Below are 15,180 nucleotides of genomic sequence, written 5' to 3'. Positions count from 1 at the left end.
CAAGTCATTGTTTTATCAGAAGTTTTAATCTTCATCACCGCCGATGGATGTGCATTCTACAGCATTCCTAACCTAACACAACCCCCTTTTTTAATCTTTCTGTTCGGATGGATGTTTTTTCCTCAAATTCACCCTTTTTTTTGCTTTTTTATCTATTTTTTGAGCATTATGAGCGCAGGTTGGCTCGATTTACTGGATAATTTATTTTCTTTATCGATTTCTTGCCACTTTAAAGGGCGACAATCAATATATTCACAATAACCACTTTCGCCTTGGTAGCTTTGTTCATTGATTTGCAGTTGATAACTAAAACTACCGACATAACCTGCCGCTAAACCAAATTTATAATCACCCCGACTTTGAGCTTGGATACTGATAGAAATTTTTTCATCTTGGTATTGCCATTCAAACTCTCTGGGCAAATACATTTCTTGTTGGTTAACCGTTTTGACTTTAGGGAAAACACGCTGAATATTAAATACAACTTGTCGATCAAACATTTTGGCTTCAAGTGTTTGGATATTTCGCATATAGATACGAGAATACAAGGTATTATTCATTTGGTCACAACTATAAACACAAATGATTTGTAACTCATCACTCAATTGAATGAGTTGATAAGTGTAGAGCGCATAAGGAAGATATGGAAAATTCACCATACGCATATATTCAAAAGCCGCGTATTGTTGAATATCATATTTTTGATCTTTGTATTGGATACAACCTTCACAGTGCGCAACCAAAGACCAATTCTCAGCAAAACCAAATTTCAAATGAATAAAATGCGAAACCAAAGGCAAAGTCGTAATCTTTAAATCAAAACTTAATTCGCTATCCCACCTTCGCATTACAAAATTTGGAATTTTTCCAAAAACCTGTTCTTTTTGACCAAACTCAAATTTTACTTTGGATTGATCATCAACCTGAAACTGACAATCATGCTGAATCGAATAGCCATTGAGTTGTCCCACCATATGGGCACTTGTACTGCCCAATACAGTGGCAGTATCTAAAGCAGTGGTCGAGATTTCATTTTGATTGCAGAAAACAGCGTTATTCGGTTGCCCGATCAAACTATAGAAATTGAGATAATGTAATGGAGCCGGTAAGTTAGCCAAAACCAACTTTTGATGCGCAATTTTGTATTTATCTTTGGGAGGGTGATAGCAAAGTTCAGTGGGCGTTTGAGCTTGATTCAGTTGTTTAGACTGATCTAAGAAATCTTGAAACAACCGCATATCAAGCTCCTTACCATAGGTTTTATTTTATATCTTATTCAACCGTATTCTTTCTTGCCAAGAATGTTGTTACAAAACCAGAAATAGCATAGATAATTGAAATCACCAATATGCCTACAGGAATATTATAAGTCATTGCTGCAAGGATAAATACAGCGATTGGCAATACAAAGAATGGTACTCGCTTACGATCCACTGTTTTAAATGAATAGTATTTAATATTGGAAATCATCAACAAACCAACGGCAATAATGACAAACGCATTGGTTGCCTGAATAGCACCATCTTTAAGATTAAAAATATAACTGAAATCTTGTCCAACCCAAACCCATGCGATAATAATGATTGCAGCCAAAGGACTCGCAACACCGATAAAATAACGTTTATCGACCACACCAATTTGTACGTTAAAACGTGCTAAACGGAATGCAGCACAAGCTGTATAAACAAAACAGGCAGCTAAACCAATTCTACCTAAATCATGCATACTCCAGCTATACATTAAGATAGCAGGTGCAACACCAAACGCCAGCAAGTCTGAAAGTGAATCGAATTGCTCACCAAAAGCACTCTGTGCACCAATTGCGCGTGCCACTCGACCATCCAAACCATCAAATAATGCTGCCAGGAAAATGGCATAAATCGCTTGAGTAAAATCACCATTCATACTGGCAATAATGGAATAAAAGCCTGATAACAACGCTGAAGTTGTAATCAGGTTAGGCCACAAATAGATCCCGCGACGTTTTACTTTTTGCCCTTCATGCGTATGCTCTTCCTCTTCAACCTCAAAAGTAATGCCATCAAATCCAAGGTCTTGGTTTGAAGAGTTTGGGCTTTCTGGTTTATTTATATTTGTCATTTTCGAATCCTATCTATGGCTCTTATTTTGGAGCTGTTGATATCTCACCTAAGATTTTATCACATTCATTTCTAAGTGAAATTGATACGAATTACTCAAATTATTTGGTCATAATTTGTAATTCGCATCATTATTCACCTTTCTAGCTATTGCCAGAAATGAATTATTCGCCCACCAACCAACGCACAGCAGCATGCCCACCATTTTCACTCATGCGCAAATGTGGGAATAACCATTGCAATGCTTCATCCGCATCTTCAGAAAATTTCCATGGTGGATTGATGACCAACAAACCACAACCATTTAATCCAACTGGTGTATCGTCGGGCCATACACAAACTTCACAAATTAACTGACGGCGAATCCCTGTTTTAATCATTTTCTTTTCAAAACGTTCAATCATGGCACGGTCTTTGATCGGATACCAAATTGCGAATACACCTGTAGACCATTTTTTATATGCAGCAGCGATTAATTCAACCAGTTGCGGAAAGTCTTTACGTTCTAACTCATAAGGTGGATCAATCATCACCAAACCACGTTTTTCTTTTGGTGGAATTACCCCTAAAAGCCCTTCGTATGCATCACGTTCATGCAAGCCTGCACGTTTGTCGCGGATATTAAAATACAATTGCTGAAACACATCACGCTGCATTTCAAAGATTGTTGCCTTGTCTATATCTCGCATTGCTTCAAGTGCAAACCAAGGTGAGCCTGGATAAGCACCTTTTCCAGAACCTGCACGCATATCTTCAACCACTTTGAGGTATTGTTTTACCCCTTCTGGTGCATTGCGTTTAATTGAATCATCAAGCTTAACGAGACGGTGAATGCCCGTTAAGAATTCACCTGATTTTTGCGCTTCAGATGTAGATAAATCGTATTTGCCCGCACCACCATGTGTATCTATATAACGATAGGGTTTGTCTTTAGCATTGAGACGTGTCAATAGTTGGAGCAATAACACATGTTTCATGACATCGGCAAAGTTGCCTGCATGGAAATGGTGACGGTAATTCATGTTTCGATTAATTCCTGAGTTCAATGGTTATTTTAACACGAAAAAATATTTCTTCACTGTCCATCGTTTGTTCTAATATAGCAACAGCCCCTCAAACACTAATTTTTGGTTATTTATGGAAGCACTTTCCCTCCCAAAGTCATGGAATGTTGATCAAATTCTTGATGATTTAGATCAACATGGATTTACTGTTATTGACCATGCCTACCCGGCTGAATATGTACAACAATTGATGCAAGAGTGTACCGAAAATTTAAACCGTTTCCGTGATGCGGCAATTCAAAATGGTGTAATCAGCAAAATTCGCAGTGATCATATTTTATGGATCAATGAAGATTTAGAAATTGCTCAACAGCATATCCAAGCGTTGCAACAGCTCGTTCAAATTTTCAATGCAACATTTTACTTGGGAATCAAAGAAATCGAAGCTCATTTTGCTTGCTATAACGCAGGCGAGTTTTATGCCTTGCATCGAGATAATCCTCAAGGCAAAAATGGTCGTATGATTTCTACAGTGTATTATTTACATAATGAATGGCAGGATAACTGGGGAGGTAAATTGCATTTACAAGACAAAAATAATGTATGGCATACTTTAGAACCCAAACCCAATCGAATCGCCTTATTCCAAAGCGACTTATTGCATGAAGTTCTTGAAGCTAAACATCAACGACTTTCAATTACAGCATGGCTCAGAAGCGATACCCCTATCCTATAAGTGCTTTAACGAAAAGATCAGCCATATTGCAAGTTCTTGTAGTTATAAAAGCTTTTAGGACTATTGAATAGCTTTGACCATTTTGGTCTTGAGTATTTAAATATGCAACGCTCCATCTCAAAGTAATTGGCTTTAAATTATTGAAATAAACCTCATAATAGAGTGTAGAAATTAAGAGGATTCAGCATATGTTTGATAATACAAAACAAATCATCTCGCGTATTGGTGAAACTGATCAATTGTATTTGTCAGGCAATACACCTGAACTTGCACTTGAACGTGGTGATCTACGTTTACAGTTAGTCACGCAAAGTCATTCAAAACAGGAACAGATACATTTTTTACAAGAAGCGATTGTATTGCTTGAAACTGCGCGTCTGGAATACGAAGAAATGCCGATGTCATTGTATATACAGCTTTCTTTGCATTTAGCCAAAGCCTATATGATTTACTTTGAACTGACTAAAGAATCGCGTTATGCCCTGATCACACAGCAAATCTTGAAACCGATGACTCAACATGAGCATGCGGATATTTACTTTATGTTGGCTTATGCTTCTGTAAGCAAGCATGATTTTGCTTTGACTCGTCATTGGTTAAATAAATATATCAAAACTGCAGATTTTGATTTAACACTACTTCGACAACATCATGCTTTTCAACCTGTTCGAAGTGAACATTGGTTCAGCCAAATGATCCAAAGTAAATTACATTAAGCATTTAGTGTAAAGTCACCATGACATGAACTGGCAAACCATAAAAAAAGAAAAGATGGCTAGTGTAGCCATCTTTTTTGTTGCGCTTGGGAAAAGTGAAAGCGTTAAGCTGTTTGTAATTTATAAGCATCTAAATGGAGTTGTTGGTTTAACTCGTCAATCCAAATTGCCCAATCATCATCTTGCACCAAATGACTGATTAATAAATCACGCTGAGATCTATTCCAAAATGGTGCTTCATGTAGAGACACATTTGCGGGTAGCTGGTGGGTTCGTACATAAAGTTCAATCGCTGCTGAACTATTGGCTAAACCCAGTTGGGAAAACAGTAACTCTAAGGATGGTTTGTTCGTCCTGAGCATATCGCCCTCCTTATATAAGTTTATTTGTCATTAGATATACAATTAACTTATAAGAAAGGTCATACAAAAGATAGTTGTATTTTTGGTTTTCTTGTTTCAATTTGTGATTAAAATTCAAACAAAGCTTGCTTCAACAGACAGTATTTCATTGTATTGTGTTGAATTTCACCAATAAAAAAGCACTCTATGTAGAGTGCTTTTTCAAAACTAATCTTAAATAGATTAAATTTTTTAATTATTTAAGCATATCTGCAATTGCAGCACGCTCTTCTTCAAGTTCTTGAAGTGTTTTATCCATACGTTCACGGCTGAATGCGTCAATTTCTAAGCCTTCAACACGTTTGTATTCGCCATTTTCACAAGTTACTGGAACACCGTAGATTACGCCTTCAGGAATACCATAAGAACCGTCTGAAGGAATACCCATCGTTACCCATTCGCCATTTGTGCCGAGTGCCCAATCACGCATATGGTCGATTGCAGCATTTGCAGCAGAAGCAGCAGAAGAAAGACCACGTGCTTCGATGATCGCAGCACCACGTTTACCAACAGTTGGAAGGAATACGTTTGCGTTCCAATCAGCATCGTTGATTTTGTCTTTTAAGTTTTCGCCATTTGCAGTTGCAAAACGGTAGTCAGCATACATTGTTGGAGAGTGGTTACCCCAAACTGTAAGGTTTTTGATGTCAGCTACAGCAACACCAGCTTTTTGAGCAATTTGAGTTAACGCACGGTTGTGGTCAAGACGTAACATTGCAGTAAAGTTTTTCGCTGGAAGGTCTGGAGCAGATTTCATTGCGATATAAGCATTTGTATTTGCAGGGTTACCTACAACAAGTACCTTTACGTCACGGCTTGCTACTTCGTTAAGCGCTTGACCTTGACCAATGAAGATTTCACCGTTCACTTTCAACAAGTCAGCACGTTCCATACCAGGACCGCGTGGACGTGAACCAACCAATAACGCGTAGTCAGCATCTTTAAATGCAACTTTTGGATCATCAGTACCGATCATGCCAGCCAATAATGGGAAAGCACAGTCATCTAATTCCATCATTACGCCTTTAAGCGCAGCTTGAGCTTTCTCAAATGGAACTTCTAACAATTGCAAAATAACGGGTTGGTCTTTACCAAGCATTTCACCGCTAGCGATACGGAATAATAAGCTGTAACCGATTTGACCAGCTGCGCCAGTAACGGCAACGCGAACAGGTTGCTTCATGTAATTATCTCCAATGAGGATCGTTAATGTGATTAAACGGTTAAATCCGTTTTAATCGAATTATCATAAACGGCAAAGATTGTACTCCAATCCTTTGACACTTGCATGTAAAAGAGAATGAATTTCAACAAAAGTATGATAGGAAATATAAATAAAATAGCTCAAAAAGAATGGGTTCTAACGACAATTCAGCTTTATTTATGAATATATCTGCTTTTCAGGGATGACCAGACACAAAATCTAAAATACCAACAGTGGCTAATATGTACCCTTGATTGAGAATGTATTTGGACAATTTGAAACAATATGATTCGAGCATTGTTTATACTGCCCATTGACTCGATAACACACTTGAACTTCAGTTAATACTGGATTTGATGATGAACTTTGACAAGTGAAGCGAATACTATCATTGTTCATTCCCGGGTTTAATCTTACAAATTGTGTTTTTAAAGCATTGTGCTGTACGTTTTTATTTTCTGAACTGGTCAAATCTGCTGGAATTTTAAGTCGATCAGCCAAATTGATAACTGTTCTAAAATACTGACTGGCATTCATCGGGACACATCCCCCCACACTCCGCCAAAGTTGAATGCGGGCATTTTCCTCTGGCATCACTCGAGCTACGACCTTTGCCTGTAAGGGCGTTAAGCTTGCAGATGAATTGGTGGTGCAATTTCTCTCAGTTGTTTCGGGCAATAAACCTGAAATCGTTAATGAATATCCTTCTAAACATTTGCGTTGTTTTTGTTTAGACGAATCCAAGGCACAAACCGCTGGCGTCAATTGCACCTGCATCACATAACCTTGTAATTGCGGTGCTGCATGCAACGGCACATTGACCAAAAAAAATCCCGCACAGCATACAGTCAATGCCATGCAAAACTTCTTTAATTTACGAAAAATATTGAAAATCATTGATTTACCAACAAAGTTTCATCCAAGTTTAAAGCGATTATTGCGATACACGAGTTGGAATCACAGGCATACGACTTTCAATAGCTTGAGGTCCTTGTCCTAATAAAATTCCATAATGCGCAGCATTGGTCATCACATTTTTTACATAGTCACGAGTCTCATTCAAAGGAATGGACTCTGTATACTGATCTGCTGAAAGATTTTGATAATCAGGTTGCCAACGTTTAGCACGGTTTGGTCCAGCGTTATAACCTGCTGTTGCCAAAACTGGATTACTGCTTAATTGCCCATGAATCATTGACAAATAGAAAGTACCATAACGAATATTAGTATTGGCATCACTGAGTGCAGCAGGATTATATGTTTCACCCATCTGTCTTGCCACCAATTTTGCCGTGCCTGGCATGATTTGCATCAAACCGCCCGCACCTACATGTGAACGAGCAGCGGTGACAAAACGACTTTCTTGGCGCATTAAACCATATGCCCAAGCAGGGTCAATCCCAGCATTTCGACTATGGCTAACGACTAAAGATTGATGTGGTGTCGCATAACGATAGGTATAGTTATGTTTTTTCTCTGTACGTTCTGCCGCATAAATTGCCCGATCATACCAGCCCATATCAGTGGCACGTTTTGCAGCAGCAAGCAGCAAGCCATCATCATGCTTCAAGTATGCCTGACGTACAGCCCAATTCCATTCTCTATTGGTATAGGTTGCTGGGGCATTGATATTACGTAAAGTAAACGCACGACGAAAATGAATATCACTATTTAGACGTTGTTGATCGTCTGTCGAGGGTTGCTCTCTTGCTGGGCTATCATTATATTTTTGCCCCAAATGATCTTTGGCAAGCAAATTATGATAATCATCGCCTGACATAGCCAAACGCTGATAAATCTCACGTGCTGTTCTTTTCGATTGCGCATCACTACGTTGTTCAGACGCACGTGCTAACCAATATTGCCAACGATCTTCTTGTTTTTGCGTGACGCTCATACTGTCAATTGCACGAATCACACTTTCCCACGCACCAAATCGTATCGCTTGGCGTGCATACACCTCAGCTTCTTCAGCGCTAAAAGGCACACCATAACTGGCATCAAAGTTTTGCAGCACTTCGCGATTAAAATTATTTTTCATGACTGTTGTGCCACCTATATAGCCCACAGTACGATAAATATATTTTTGCACATCTTCTGGCACACCCTGAACCAACTTAGGTACAGACTGCAAAGCACTGGTTAAATCTGTATCCGCTGCACGACCCAAGGCATACACTAAATAGGCATAATCTTGCACATTCGTTTTCGGTGCTGACCATAAGTAATTGAGTGGATTTGCTTGAATTTGATTTAACTGGGTCAAAGATAAATTAATACCAATTGATTGTGCTGTCGCTATAGCCAAACCAGATTGTCCTGCTCTTAATTGTGCATAAAGACGTTGTTGACGATCTTGTGTCGTCATCAGTGGACTAGACAACATCATCCGCCCCAAACCATTACAAGATTCAGGTTGAGTGTTGGTCGTCAGCCAAACATCTTTGAATTCGGCAAAAACCAAGGCATCGCCTGTTTTGGCACGAACTTGTGCGACTGCACAGCGTTCTGCTTGGTCTGGATTGGTCACATATTGCAATACGGGTTGGGCGCTTGAAAAATCTGCCTGTTTGACTTTTTCTTCCACATAGTCTGCCGCTAGCTTTTCAGCCATTGCCGATTGTGGGTAACGTTGCGCAAAGCTAATAATGTTGCCAGCAGGTTGAAAAGCAAGATTAGCATTCAACATCCAATATTCAGGATAGTAGCCTAAAGCATCATTTTGCATTGAAACACGGTACTGTTCTAAAGCACTCGAATTATTCGCATTACGCAAAGCATCATTAAACTGCTCTTCAGCAGCATAAGTCACTTGCAGGCTTGTGCATGCAACTGTGCCTAAAAGGTAAAGTTTTAATTTATTTTGCTTAAGTTGCTGCTTTAACACCGTTTTTCTCTCAACCTGCATGATGTGCCTTAACTTGCTGATGCACTTATTTGTGCCTAGTTTAATTATTCTAATCCATTTCTACTGTTGTGTTATGTAACCTCATGATTCATCATTAATAATCTATTCTGTTTTTCTTGATTTTTTTCATTTGTGTTCCCTACTGTTCTTAAGCTAGCAGTGATGTTTAAATATTTCCCTGAATTCCATTTAAATGCTGTAAAATAGCGCGCCTTTTGCGAGTCTGTTAAAATAACAAACTCAATGCGAATTTAAAATTCCCTTTCTTCATAGGATAGACCCCTCCATGACGGTTCAAACCTTCATTCCAAATGGTGCCAAAGCTGCCTCAGAAAACACTGTAACCCAGCCACAGCACACCCCAGCCGACGGTACGGTTAAAAAACTGTATATCGAAACGCAAGGGTGTCAGATGAATGAGTATGACAGTCATCGTATGGCAGATCTTTTAGGCGACTCACACGGTTATGTGCTCACAAGCGATCCAAGTGATGCAGATATTCTACTGATGAATACCTGTTCAATCCGTGAAAAAGCGCAAGAAAAAGTATTTTCGGAATTAGGACGCTGGCGCAAACTTAAAGAAAAAAATCCTGATCTTGTTATTGGTGTCGGCGGTTGCGTTGCTTCACAAGAAGGTGACAACATCCAAAAGCGTGCGCCTTATGTTGATATGGTTTTTGGTCCACAAACTTTGCATCGTTTACCGCAAATGTTAGATCAACATGTTGATCAAATTGAAAAACCTAAAAAAGATAAAATTAAGCTGGTGGATATCTCATTCCCTGACATTGAAAAGTTCGACTTTTTGCCTGAACCGCGCGTAGAAGGCTACAAAGCATTCGTTTCTATCATGGAAGGCTGTTCGAAATATTGTTCATTTTGCGTAGTTCCCTACACACGTGGTGAAGAAGTATCTCGTCCTCTGGATGATGTCTTGGCAGAAATTGCAGGTTTGGCTGAAAAAGGTGTGCGTGAAATTAGCCTACTGGGTCAAAATGTGAATGGTTATCGTGGTGAGACCTTTGAAGGCGAAATTTGCACATTCGCAGATTTATTGCGTCTTGTTGCAGAAATTCCAGGTATTGGTCGCTTACGTTATACCACCTCACATCCGCTCGAATTTAATGACGATTTGATCCAATGCTATCGCGACTTACCACAAATGGTTTCACATTTGCACTTACCTGTGCAAAGTGGCTCAAATGATGTTTTACAAGCGATGAAACGTAATCACACCATTGATGTTTATATCGAAAAAATTGCCAAATTGCGCAAAGTTCGCCCAGATATGCATTTATCTTCAGATTTCATCATCGGTTTTCCGGGGGAAACAGATGCGCATTTTGAAGAGACTTACCAGTTTATCCAAGATTTAGACTTTGACCATTCTTACAGTTTTGTATATTCAAAGCGTCCAGGCACACCTGCATCTGAATTACCAGATGACACACCTGATGAAGTGAAAAAGGAGCGTTTAGCCAAAGTTCAGCATTGGATTAAGCAATCCAGTATCCGTAAAACAGATGCTATGTTGGGCACTATTCAACGCGTTTTGGTTGAGAATGTTTCGAACAAAGATCCAAATTTATTGGTGGGTACAGCCGACAATACACGTTTAGTAACATTTGTAGGTGATGCCTCTTGGGTCGGACGCTTTGCAGAGATTGAGATTACGGAGATTAAGACCTTAAATTTAGTTTACGGAGAACTCTTGAATCTTGAGCCTGACGTGGCGTAATGTAAGGGTATAGACTTTACTTTTAAAAAGGATATCTCTTGACTGCAGCGATTCGACGTACAGTAGCTTTTCCAGGTATTTCAGTTGAACGTTTAAAAAGCATGCTTGGTGCTTATAACGGTCATCTGAAACAAATCGAACAACGTTTAAATGTCAGTATTTCACACCGTGGCGACAGCTTTTATATTGATGGTGAATTAGAAGCAGTGGAGCGAGTTGAAGGCTTATTGCAGCGTTTGCATGCTGAAGCTGAACTCTCTCAAGAAATCAGTGCTGATACGATCCATTTAATGATTCAAGGCAGTCAAACTGACCGCGAGTTACAAGAAGACCTTTCGGACAATGAGCACACAGGCTTAGATGAAGTCTGGTTGCAAACCCGCAAAGGTCGAATTAATCCTCGTGGTGCCAATCAAAAGCGTTATGTACAACGCATTTTACAGAGTGATATTTCTTTCGGGATCGGTCCTGCGGGTACAGGGAAAACCTATCTTGCCGTTGCTGCAGCTGTCGACATGCTCGAACGCAACGAAATTCAACGTATTCTTTTGGTTCGCCCTGCTGTTGAAGCTGGCGAAAAATTGGGCTTTTTACCGGGTGACTTGAGTCAAAAGATCGACCCTTATTTACGCCCACTCTATGATGCACTCTATGAGATGCTTGGCTTTGAAAAAGTTGCAAAACTTATCGAACGCCAAGTCATTGAAGTCGCACCACTTGCCTATATGCGTGGTCGAACATTAAACCACTCATTCGTGATTTTAGATGAAGCTCAGAACACCACGCCAGAACAGATGAAAATGTTCTTAACGCGACTAGGTTTTGGTTCTCGTGCAGTCATCACAGGTGATATTACACAGGTCGATTTACCACGAGGACAACAGTCTGGTCTGGCACATGCCTTACGAATCATCGAAAAAATCAAGGAAATTCATATCACACGTTTCCATTCTCGGGATGTGGTTCGTCATCAGCTGGTACAGAAAATCGTCGAAGCTTATGAAGGATGGGACAGTGAACAATATCGTTTAAGTGCTGAAGCACGTGCTGAACGTAAAGCACGTCAGGAAGCCTTAATTGCTGAAAATGATTCTGCGGCAGATGCTCAACACCAAGACGCAGTTGCTTCAAATCAGGAAAATGTTTAAGGATTGTTTTTGAAACTTAGCTTATCGTTACAACAATCGTTTGAAGCACCAACTCTGGTGCTCAAACGTGCCTATTTAAAGAAAGTCATTGAAACCACTTTACGTCATATCGAAGTTGATCAAGATTGTGAAATTGGAATTGCTTGTGTAGATAATGACGAAAGCCATCAGTTAAACGCTGAATATCGAAAAAAAGACAAACCCACCAATGTGTTGTCTTTTCCAAGTGATATCCCTGAAGAAGTGCTACCACTTTTGGATGCATTACCTTTAGGTGATTTAGTCATTTGTATCCCGGTGGTGTTGCAAGAAGCCATTGAACAGCAAAAAACGCCGATTGAACATTTTACCCATATGTTGGTTCATGGAACACTGCACTTGATGGGTTATGATCATGAAACTTCAGATCAAGATGCCGAAAAAATGGAAGCATTAGAAATCGAAATATTAAACAAACTTGGTTTCGAAAATCCCTATTCCGTAAAGGAAGATTGATCTTCCAATCAAACTGAAATCCTTCTAAAAAGAAGGATTTTTTATTTCATCAATACAGTACCTATGCACATCATTACTACGCACCACTCGCACGCATAGCGATACCTTAGAATCGCCAAATATAAATCAAGCTAAGCATATAGTTTGGTATTTTTCATCATAGATGGTCGTACTTACATATGACATGTGGATGCCTTCCAATGCATGGAATACTCAAAAGATATGAATTGTAGCGCTCACACAGCATCAGTAAATCCTAAGCACCAGCGACACAAAATATTTTAGACTGCACGTTTAAGACTTCAAAAAATATTATCGAAAACTTTCCCAAATTCCAATTTGACCTTCTTTCACGTGTGGAATATTGCCCAGTTTAATCCAGGGCATATTATCTCCATGAAAATCACTGCCTACTGAAACCTTTAATGCATGTTCAGCAATCATTCGATCAACCATTTGGCGTGTTGAAGCGGTTTCAATCGCAGGAGGTAACTCAATAGCATCGCCTCCGTGTTGAGCAAATAATTCAATCAAATATCGAATATTGGTTGCTGATAAATCATAGCGTGTAGGATGTGCCAATACCGCAAAGCCCTGACTTTCATGAATCACCTGTATGGTTTCTGCCAAACCTAAACCATCAAACTTCACATAAGCTTTTTTGCCCTCTTTGATATATTTATCAAATGCTTGCTGTGCGCGCTGTACAATGCCCTTTTCAACCAATGTTTTCGCAATATGCGTTCGTGTAATTCGATCAGGCTCACCATCTACCTTTGCCACAACATCGGCATAAATATCTTGGTGAATCAAAGGAATCAACAACTCACAAATTTCCTTTGCTCGTTCGGCACGAATTTTTTTCTGTGCGGTTAAAAGCCGTTGTAAAGGTTCAGGATTTTGCATATTGAGTGCAACGATATGCACGCCATAACTCTTTTTTGTGGCGGGTCTAGACCACTGACTCGAGATTTCTACACCTGAAATGATTTGAATTGGTTGATTTTTTGCAAATTGTTCAGCTTGTATTAAGCCATCCATGCTATCGTGGTCCGTCAAGGCAAGCGTATGTATGCCTTTCTCGATGGCAGCTTCAACCAGTAATGCTGGTGTTAAAGTTCCATCAGAAATATTACTGTGAGTATGTAAATCTATGCCTTGCATCTTTTATACTATCCCATCAACCTGAACAGACTAGATACTTTAACATGAAAGCACTTTTAGACTTTGTGCCCCTCATAATTTTCTTTTATTTATACAAAACGGTTGATCCCAAAGATGTTGATCATCCCTTACTACAGTTGATCGGCTCAGCAGGTGGTGTAAATAACAATAACATTCTTGTTGCAACAACAGGTTTGATTATTTCAATGCTTGTTGTCTATGGTGCTTTATTCATTTCACAAAAATTCCGTCTGGATAAACAACAATGGTTTGTTTTATTTATGACTGTGATTTTTGGTGGAATCACTTTAATGTTAAGTGATGACTTCTATATTCGCTTAAAAGCTGCAATTCTGAATTTAGTTTTTGCAGGCGCTTTCTTGCTTTCTCCTTATTTTGGTAAAGATAAAAAACCACTCATTCAACGACTATTTGGTCCGGTTTTAGACCTGACTGAAAAAGGTTGGAAAAATTTAAACTTTGCTTGGGCAGCGATGTTCATTGTGATGTCAGGTTTACATGTTTTCTTTGCTTTTTTATTTGCAGGCGGCAAATATTGGGGAGAATTTACAGCATTTGGTGACATGATTGTGATGTTTTCCTTTATCATTATCCAGTTTGTTATATTACGAAAACACTTCAAGTCAGGCGACGAATAAAGTGTTTTAGAAAAATCGAGAAATATCATGCCATTATTTGTAATTACCTGTACTGATCAAGAAGGTACAGTAGAAAAACGTCTTGCTGTACGTCCACAGCATTTGGCTCGACTAGAAAAATTAGATGCTGAAGGTCGTGTTATTGTGGCTGGAGCAATGCCCGTTGATCGTGAAAATCCCCAAGCAGGTTTTTATGGCAGTACGATGATTCTTGATTTTGAAAGTCGTGAGGCATTAGATGAATGGCTGAAAGACGAACCTTTCCTTAAAGAAGGAATTTATCGTCATATCGATGTTAAGCCATTCAATAAAGCATTACCTAAGGGATAACAAAATGCGCGTTGTCGTTCAAAGCTTACTTCGTCTGACTTTAAGTTCTACGATACTTCTATCTCCTATGTTATGGGCAGAGCCAACACAGGCACTCACAGCTCAAACAACGACAGCAGCGCCTTCCGCTCAGGCGAACCCAACTGTCGCGCCACCAAAACCCAATATCATTCCTGCAGTTGCTGGTGCAAATGCGACAGTTCAAACTCAGGCACAGGCACAGGCACAAGAAAATAAACCTTTGACTGCTGAACAAATTGTCAAGGAAAAAGCGTCTCAAGATGCCAAAGTCAAGGCTTTAGTTAAAGACCAAGCAACTCGGTTGCAACAGCTTGAAAAAGCCAATTTAGAAGCCTTAGCGCAGAACCAAGAGTTACAATTGAAAAATGATAATCTTGGGGTGCAGGTTCAAGTCCTACAAAGTGAACAAAGCGCGCAAATGTTTTTATATGGTGCAGCTACCATTGCCGTGGGTGTATTACTTGGCTTTTTAATCGCAAGCTATATCTATACCAAACGCCGTCGTCAGTGGTAAACCACGATTAAGGTTGCATTCATCCAGATACTCTAATGCC

16 protein-coding genes are annotated in these 15,180 nt (G+C 39.4%); 8 read left to right on the top strand and 8 right to left on the bottom strand.

Features of this window, described 5'->3' with window-relative positions:
* Positions 1-152: 152 nt before the first annotated feature.
* The 3 genes from F938_RS23430 to F938_RS23420 all read right to left on the bottom strand — a co-directional run bounded on the left by F938_RS23430 (position 153) and on the right by F938_RS23420 (position 3,121).
* A complete protein-coding gene (locus F938_RS23430; RefSeq protein ID WP_005035692.1) occupies positions 153-1,238 on the bottom strand; it encodes a DUF6670 family protein in 1,086 nt (361 codons plus the stop codon).
* Between the two features lie 34 nt (positions 1,239-1,272).
* The gene (pssA, locus tag F938_RS23425; RefSeq protein WP_004826732.1) at positions 1,273-2,100 is read right to left on the bottom strand and encodes a CDP-diacylglycerol--serine O-phosphatidyltransferase; all 828 of its coding nucleotides are present in this window, start codon (positions 2,098-2,100) and stop codon (positions 1,273-1,275) included.
* Between the two features lie 163 nt (positions 2,101-2,263).
* Positions 2,264-3,121 carry a 23S rRNA (adenine(2030)-N(6))-methyltransferase RlmJ gene (locus tag F938_RS23420; RefSeq protein WP_005035691.1) on the bottom strand — a complete coding sequence of 286 codons (858 nt, stop codon included), beginning with the start codon at positions 3,119-3,121 and terminating at the stop codon, positions 2,264-2,266.
* A gap of 115 nt (positions 3,122-3,236) precedes the next feature.
* Here F938_RS23420 and F938_RS23415 point away from each other — a divergent pair, with 115 nt between their 5' ends.
* Positions 3,237-3,839 (top strand): 2OG-Fe(II) oxygenase, encoded by a 603-nt coding sequence (locus tag F938_RS23415; protein ID WP_005035690.1) that lies wholly within the window; start codon positions 3,237-3,239, stop codon positions 3,837-3,839.
* A 188-nt stretch (positions 3,840-4,027) separates the two neighbouring features.
* Entirely contained in the window at positions 4,028-4,555 is a 528-nt protein-coding gene (locus tag F938_RS23410) for a hypothetical protein (protein ID WP_005035689.1), read from the top strand.
* A 104-nt stretch (positions 4,556-4,659) separates the two neighbouring features.
* On the opposite strand, the gene F938_RS23405 is transcribed toward F938_RS23410, so the two are convergent.
* The 4 genes from F938_RS23405 to F938_RS23390 form a co-directional block, all read right to left on the bottom strand.
* Positions 4,660-4,917, bottom strand: coding sequence for a DUF2789 family protein (locus tag F938_RS23405; protein WP_004826725.1), 258 nt, complete (start codon positions 4,915-4,917; stop codon positions 4,660-4,662).
* Positions 4,918-5,152: 235 nt separating this feature from the next.
* A complete protein-coding gene (locus F938_RS23400) occupies positions 5,153-6,139 on the bottom strand; it encodes a malate dehydrogenase (protein ID WP_004826724.1) in 987 nt (328 codons plus the stop codon).
* Between the two features lie 258 nt (positions 6,140-6,397).
* Positions 6,398-7,057, bottom strand: coding sequence for a ribonuclease T2 family protein (locus F938_RS23395; RefSeq protein WP_010590786.1), 660 nt, complete (start codon positions 7,055-7,057; stop codon positions 6,398-6,400).
* A gap of 37 nt (positions 7,058-7,094) precedes the next feature.
* Positions 7,095-9,068 carry a lytic transglycosylase domain-containing protein gene (locus F938_RS23390; RefSeq protein ID WP_005035688.1) on the bottom strand — a complete coding sequence of 658 codons (1,974 nt, stop codon included), beginning with the start codon at positions 9,066-9,068 and terminating at the stop codon, positions 7,095-7,097.
* Between the two features lie 286 nt (positions 9,069-9,354).
* On the opposite strand from F938_RS23390, the gene miaB reads away from it, so the two are divergent.
* From miaB to ybeY, 3 genes are read left to right on the top strand one after another with little or no spacing between them, the layout of a single operon-like run.
* Positions 9,355-10,809 carry a tRNA (N6-isopentenyl adenosine(37)-C2)-methylthiotransferase MiaB gene (gene miaB / locus F938_RS23385; protein ID WP_004826717.1) on the top strand — a complete coding sequence of 485 codons (1,455 nt, stop codon included), beginning with the start codon at positions 9,355-9,357 and terminating at the stop codon, positions 10,807-10,809.
* Positions 10,810-10,847: 38 nt separating this feature from the next.
* On the top strand, positions 10,848-11,957 hold the full coding sequence (locus tag F938_RS23380) for a PhoH family protein (protein WP_005035687.1): 1,110 nt from the start codon (positions 10,848-10,850) through the stop codon (positions 11,955-11,957).
* 9 nt (positions 11,958-11,966) lie between these two features.
* Entirely contained in the window at positions 11,967-12,452 is a 486-nt protein-coding gene (ybeY, locus tag F938_RS23375; RefSeq protein ID WP_005035686.1) for an rRNA maturation RNase YbeY, read from the top strand.
* A gap of 312 nt (positions 12,453-12,764) precedes the next feature.
* On the opposite strand, the gene F938_RS23370 is transcribed toward ybeY, so the two are convergent.
* Positions 12,765-13,616, bottom strand: coding sequence for a PHP domain-containing protein (locus tag F938_RS23370; protein WP_004826709.1), 852 nt, complete (start codon positions 13,614-13,616; stop codon positions 12,765-12,767).
* A gap of 44 nt (positions 13,617-13,660) precedes the next feature.
* Here F938_RS23370 and F938_RS23365 point away from each other — a divergent pair, with 44 nt between their 5' ends.
* The 3 genes from F938_RS23365 to F938_RS23355 are packed head-to-tail and all read left to right on the top strand — an operon-like array spanning position 13,661 to position 15,140.
* Positions 13,661-14,275, top strand: coding sequence for an inner membrane-spanning protein YciB (locus F938_RS23365; RefSeq protein WP_004826707.1), 615 nt, complete (start codon positions 13,661-13,663; stop codon positions 14,273-14,275).
* A 27-nt stretch (positions 14,276-14,302) separates the two neighbouring features.
* The gene (locus F938_RS23360) at positions 14,303-14,605 is read left to right on the top strand and encodes a YciI family protein (protein ID WP_004826704.1); all 303 of its coding nucleotides are present in this window, start codon (positions 14,303-14,305) and stop codon (positions 14,603-14,605) included.
* Between the two features lie 4 nt (positions 14,606-14,609).
* On the top strand, positions 14,610-15,140 hold the full coding sequence (locus F938_RS23355) for an SH3 domain-containing protein (RefSeq protein WP_005035682.1): 531 nt from the start codon (positions 14,610-14,612) through the stop codon (positions 15,138-15,140).
* Positions 15,141-15,180: the final 40 nt, after the last annotated feature.

Source organism: Acinetobacter bereziniae LMG 1003 = CIP 70.12 (assembly GCF_000368925.1).
Classification (GTDB): domain Bacteria; phylum Pseudomonadota; class Gammaproteobacteria; order Pseudomonadales; family Moraxellaceae; genus Acinetobacter; species Acinetobacter bereziniae.
Note: the sequence above shows the minus strand (reverse complement) of the source record. Positions and strands in the feature narration are given on the sequence as shown.

What these genes read in the sequence shown, in the direction of transcription:
- F938_RS23430 (WP_005035692.1), bottom strand. Translation starts at nt 1,238, where the DNA reads ATGCGGTTGTTTCAAGATTTCTTAGATCAGTCTAAACAACTGAATCAA.
- pssA (WP_004826732.1), bottom strand. Translation starts at nt 2,100, where the DNA reads ATGACAAATATAAATAAACCAGAAAGCCCAAACTCTTCAAACCAAGAC.
- F938_RS23420 (WP_005035691.1), bottom strand. Translation starts at nt 3,121, where the DNA reads ATGAATTACCGTCACCATTTCCATGCAGGCAACTTTGCCGATGTCATG.
- F938_RS23415 (WP_005035690.1), top strand. Translation starts at nt 3,237, where the DNA reads ATGGAAGCACTTTCCCTCCCAAAGTCATGGAATGTTGATCAAATTCTT.
- F938_RS23410 (WP_005035689.1), top strand. Translation starts at nt 4,028, where the DNA reads ATGTTTGATAATACAAAACAAATCATCTCGCGTATTGGTGAAACTGAT.
- F938_RS23405 (WP_004826725.1), bottom strand. Translation starts at nt 4,917, where the DNA reads ATGCTCAGGACGAACAAACCATCCTTAGAGTTACTGTTTTCCCAACTG.
- F938_RS23400 (WP_004826724.1), bottom strand. Translation starts at nt 6,139, where the DNA reads ATGAAGCAACCTGTTCGCGTTGCCGTTACTGGCGCAGCTGGTCAAATC.
- F938_RS23395 (WP_010590786.1), bottom strand. Translation starts at nt 7,057, where the DNA reads ATGATTTTCAATATTTTTCGTAAATTAAAGAAGTTTTGCATGGCATTG.
- F938_RS23390 (WP_005035688.1), bottom strand. Translation starts at nt 9,068, where the DNA reads ATGCAGGTTGAGAGAAAAACGGTGTTAAAGCAGCAACTTAAGCAAAAT.
- miaB (WP_004826717.1), top strand. Translation starts at nt 9,355, where the DNA reads ATGACGGTTCAAACCTTCATTCCAAATGGTGCCAAAGCTGCCTCAGAA.
- F938_RS23370 (WP_004826709.1), bottom strand. Translation starts at nt 13,616, where the DNA reads ATGCAAGGCATAGATTTACATACTCACAGTAATATTTCTGATGGAACT.
- F938_RS23365 (WP_004826707.1), top strand. Translation starts at nt 13,661, where the DNA reads ATGAAAGCACTTTTAGACTTTGTGCCCCTCATAATTTTCTTTTATTTA.
- F938_RS23360 (WP_004826704.1), top strand. Translation starts at nt 14,303, where the DNA reads ATGCCATTATTTGTAATTACCTGTACTGATCAAGAAGGTACAGTAGAA.
- F938_RS23355 (WP_005035682.1), top strand. Translation starts at nt 14,610, where the DNA reads ATGCGCGTTGTCGTTCAAAGCTTACTTCGTCTGACTTTAAGTTCTACG.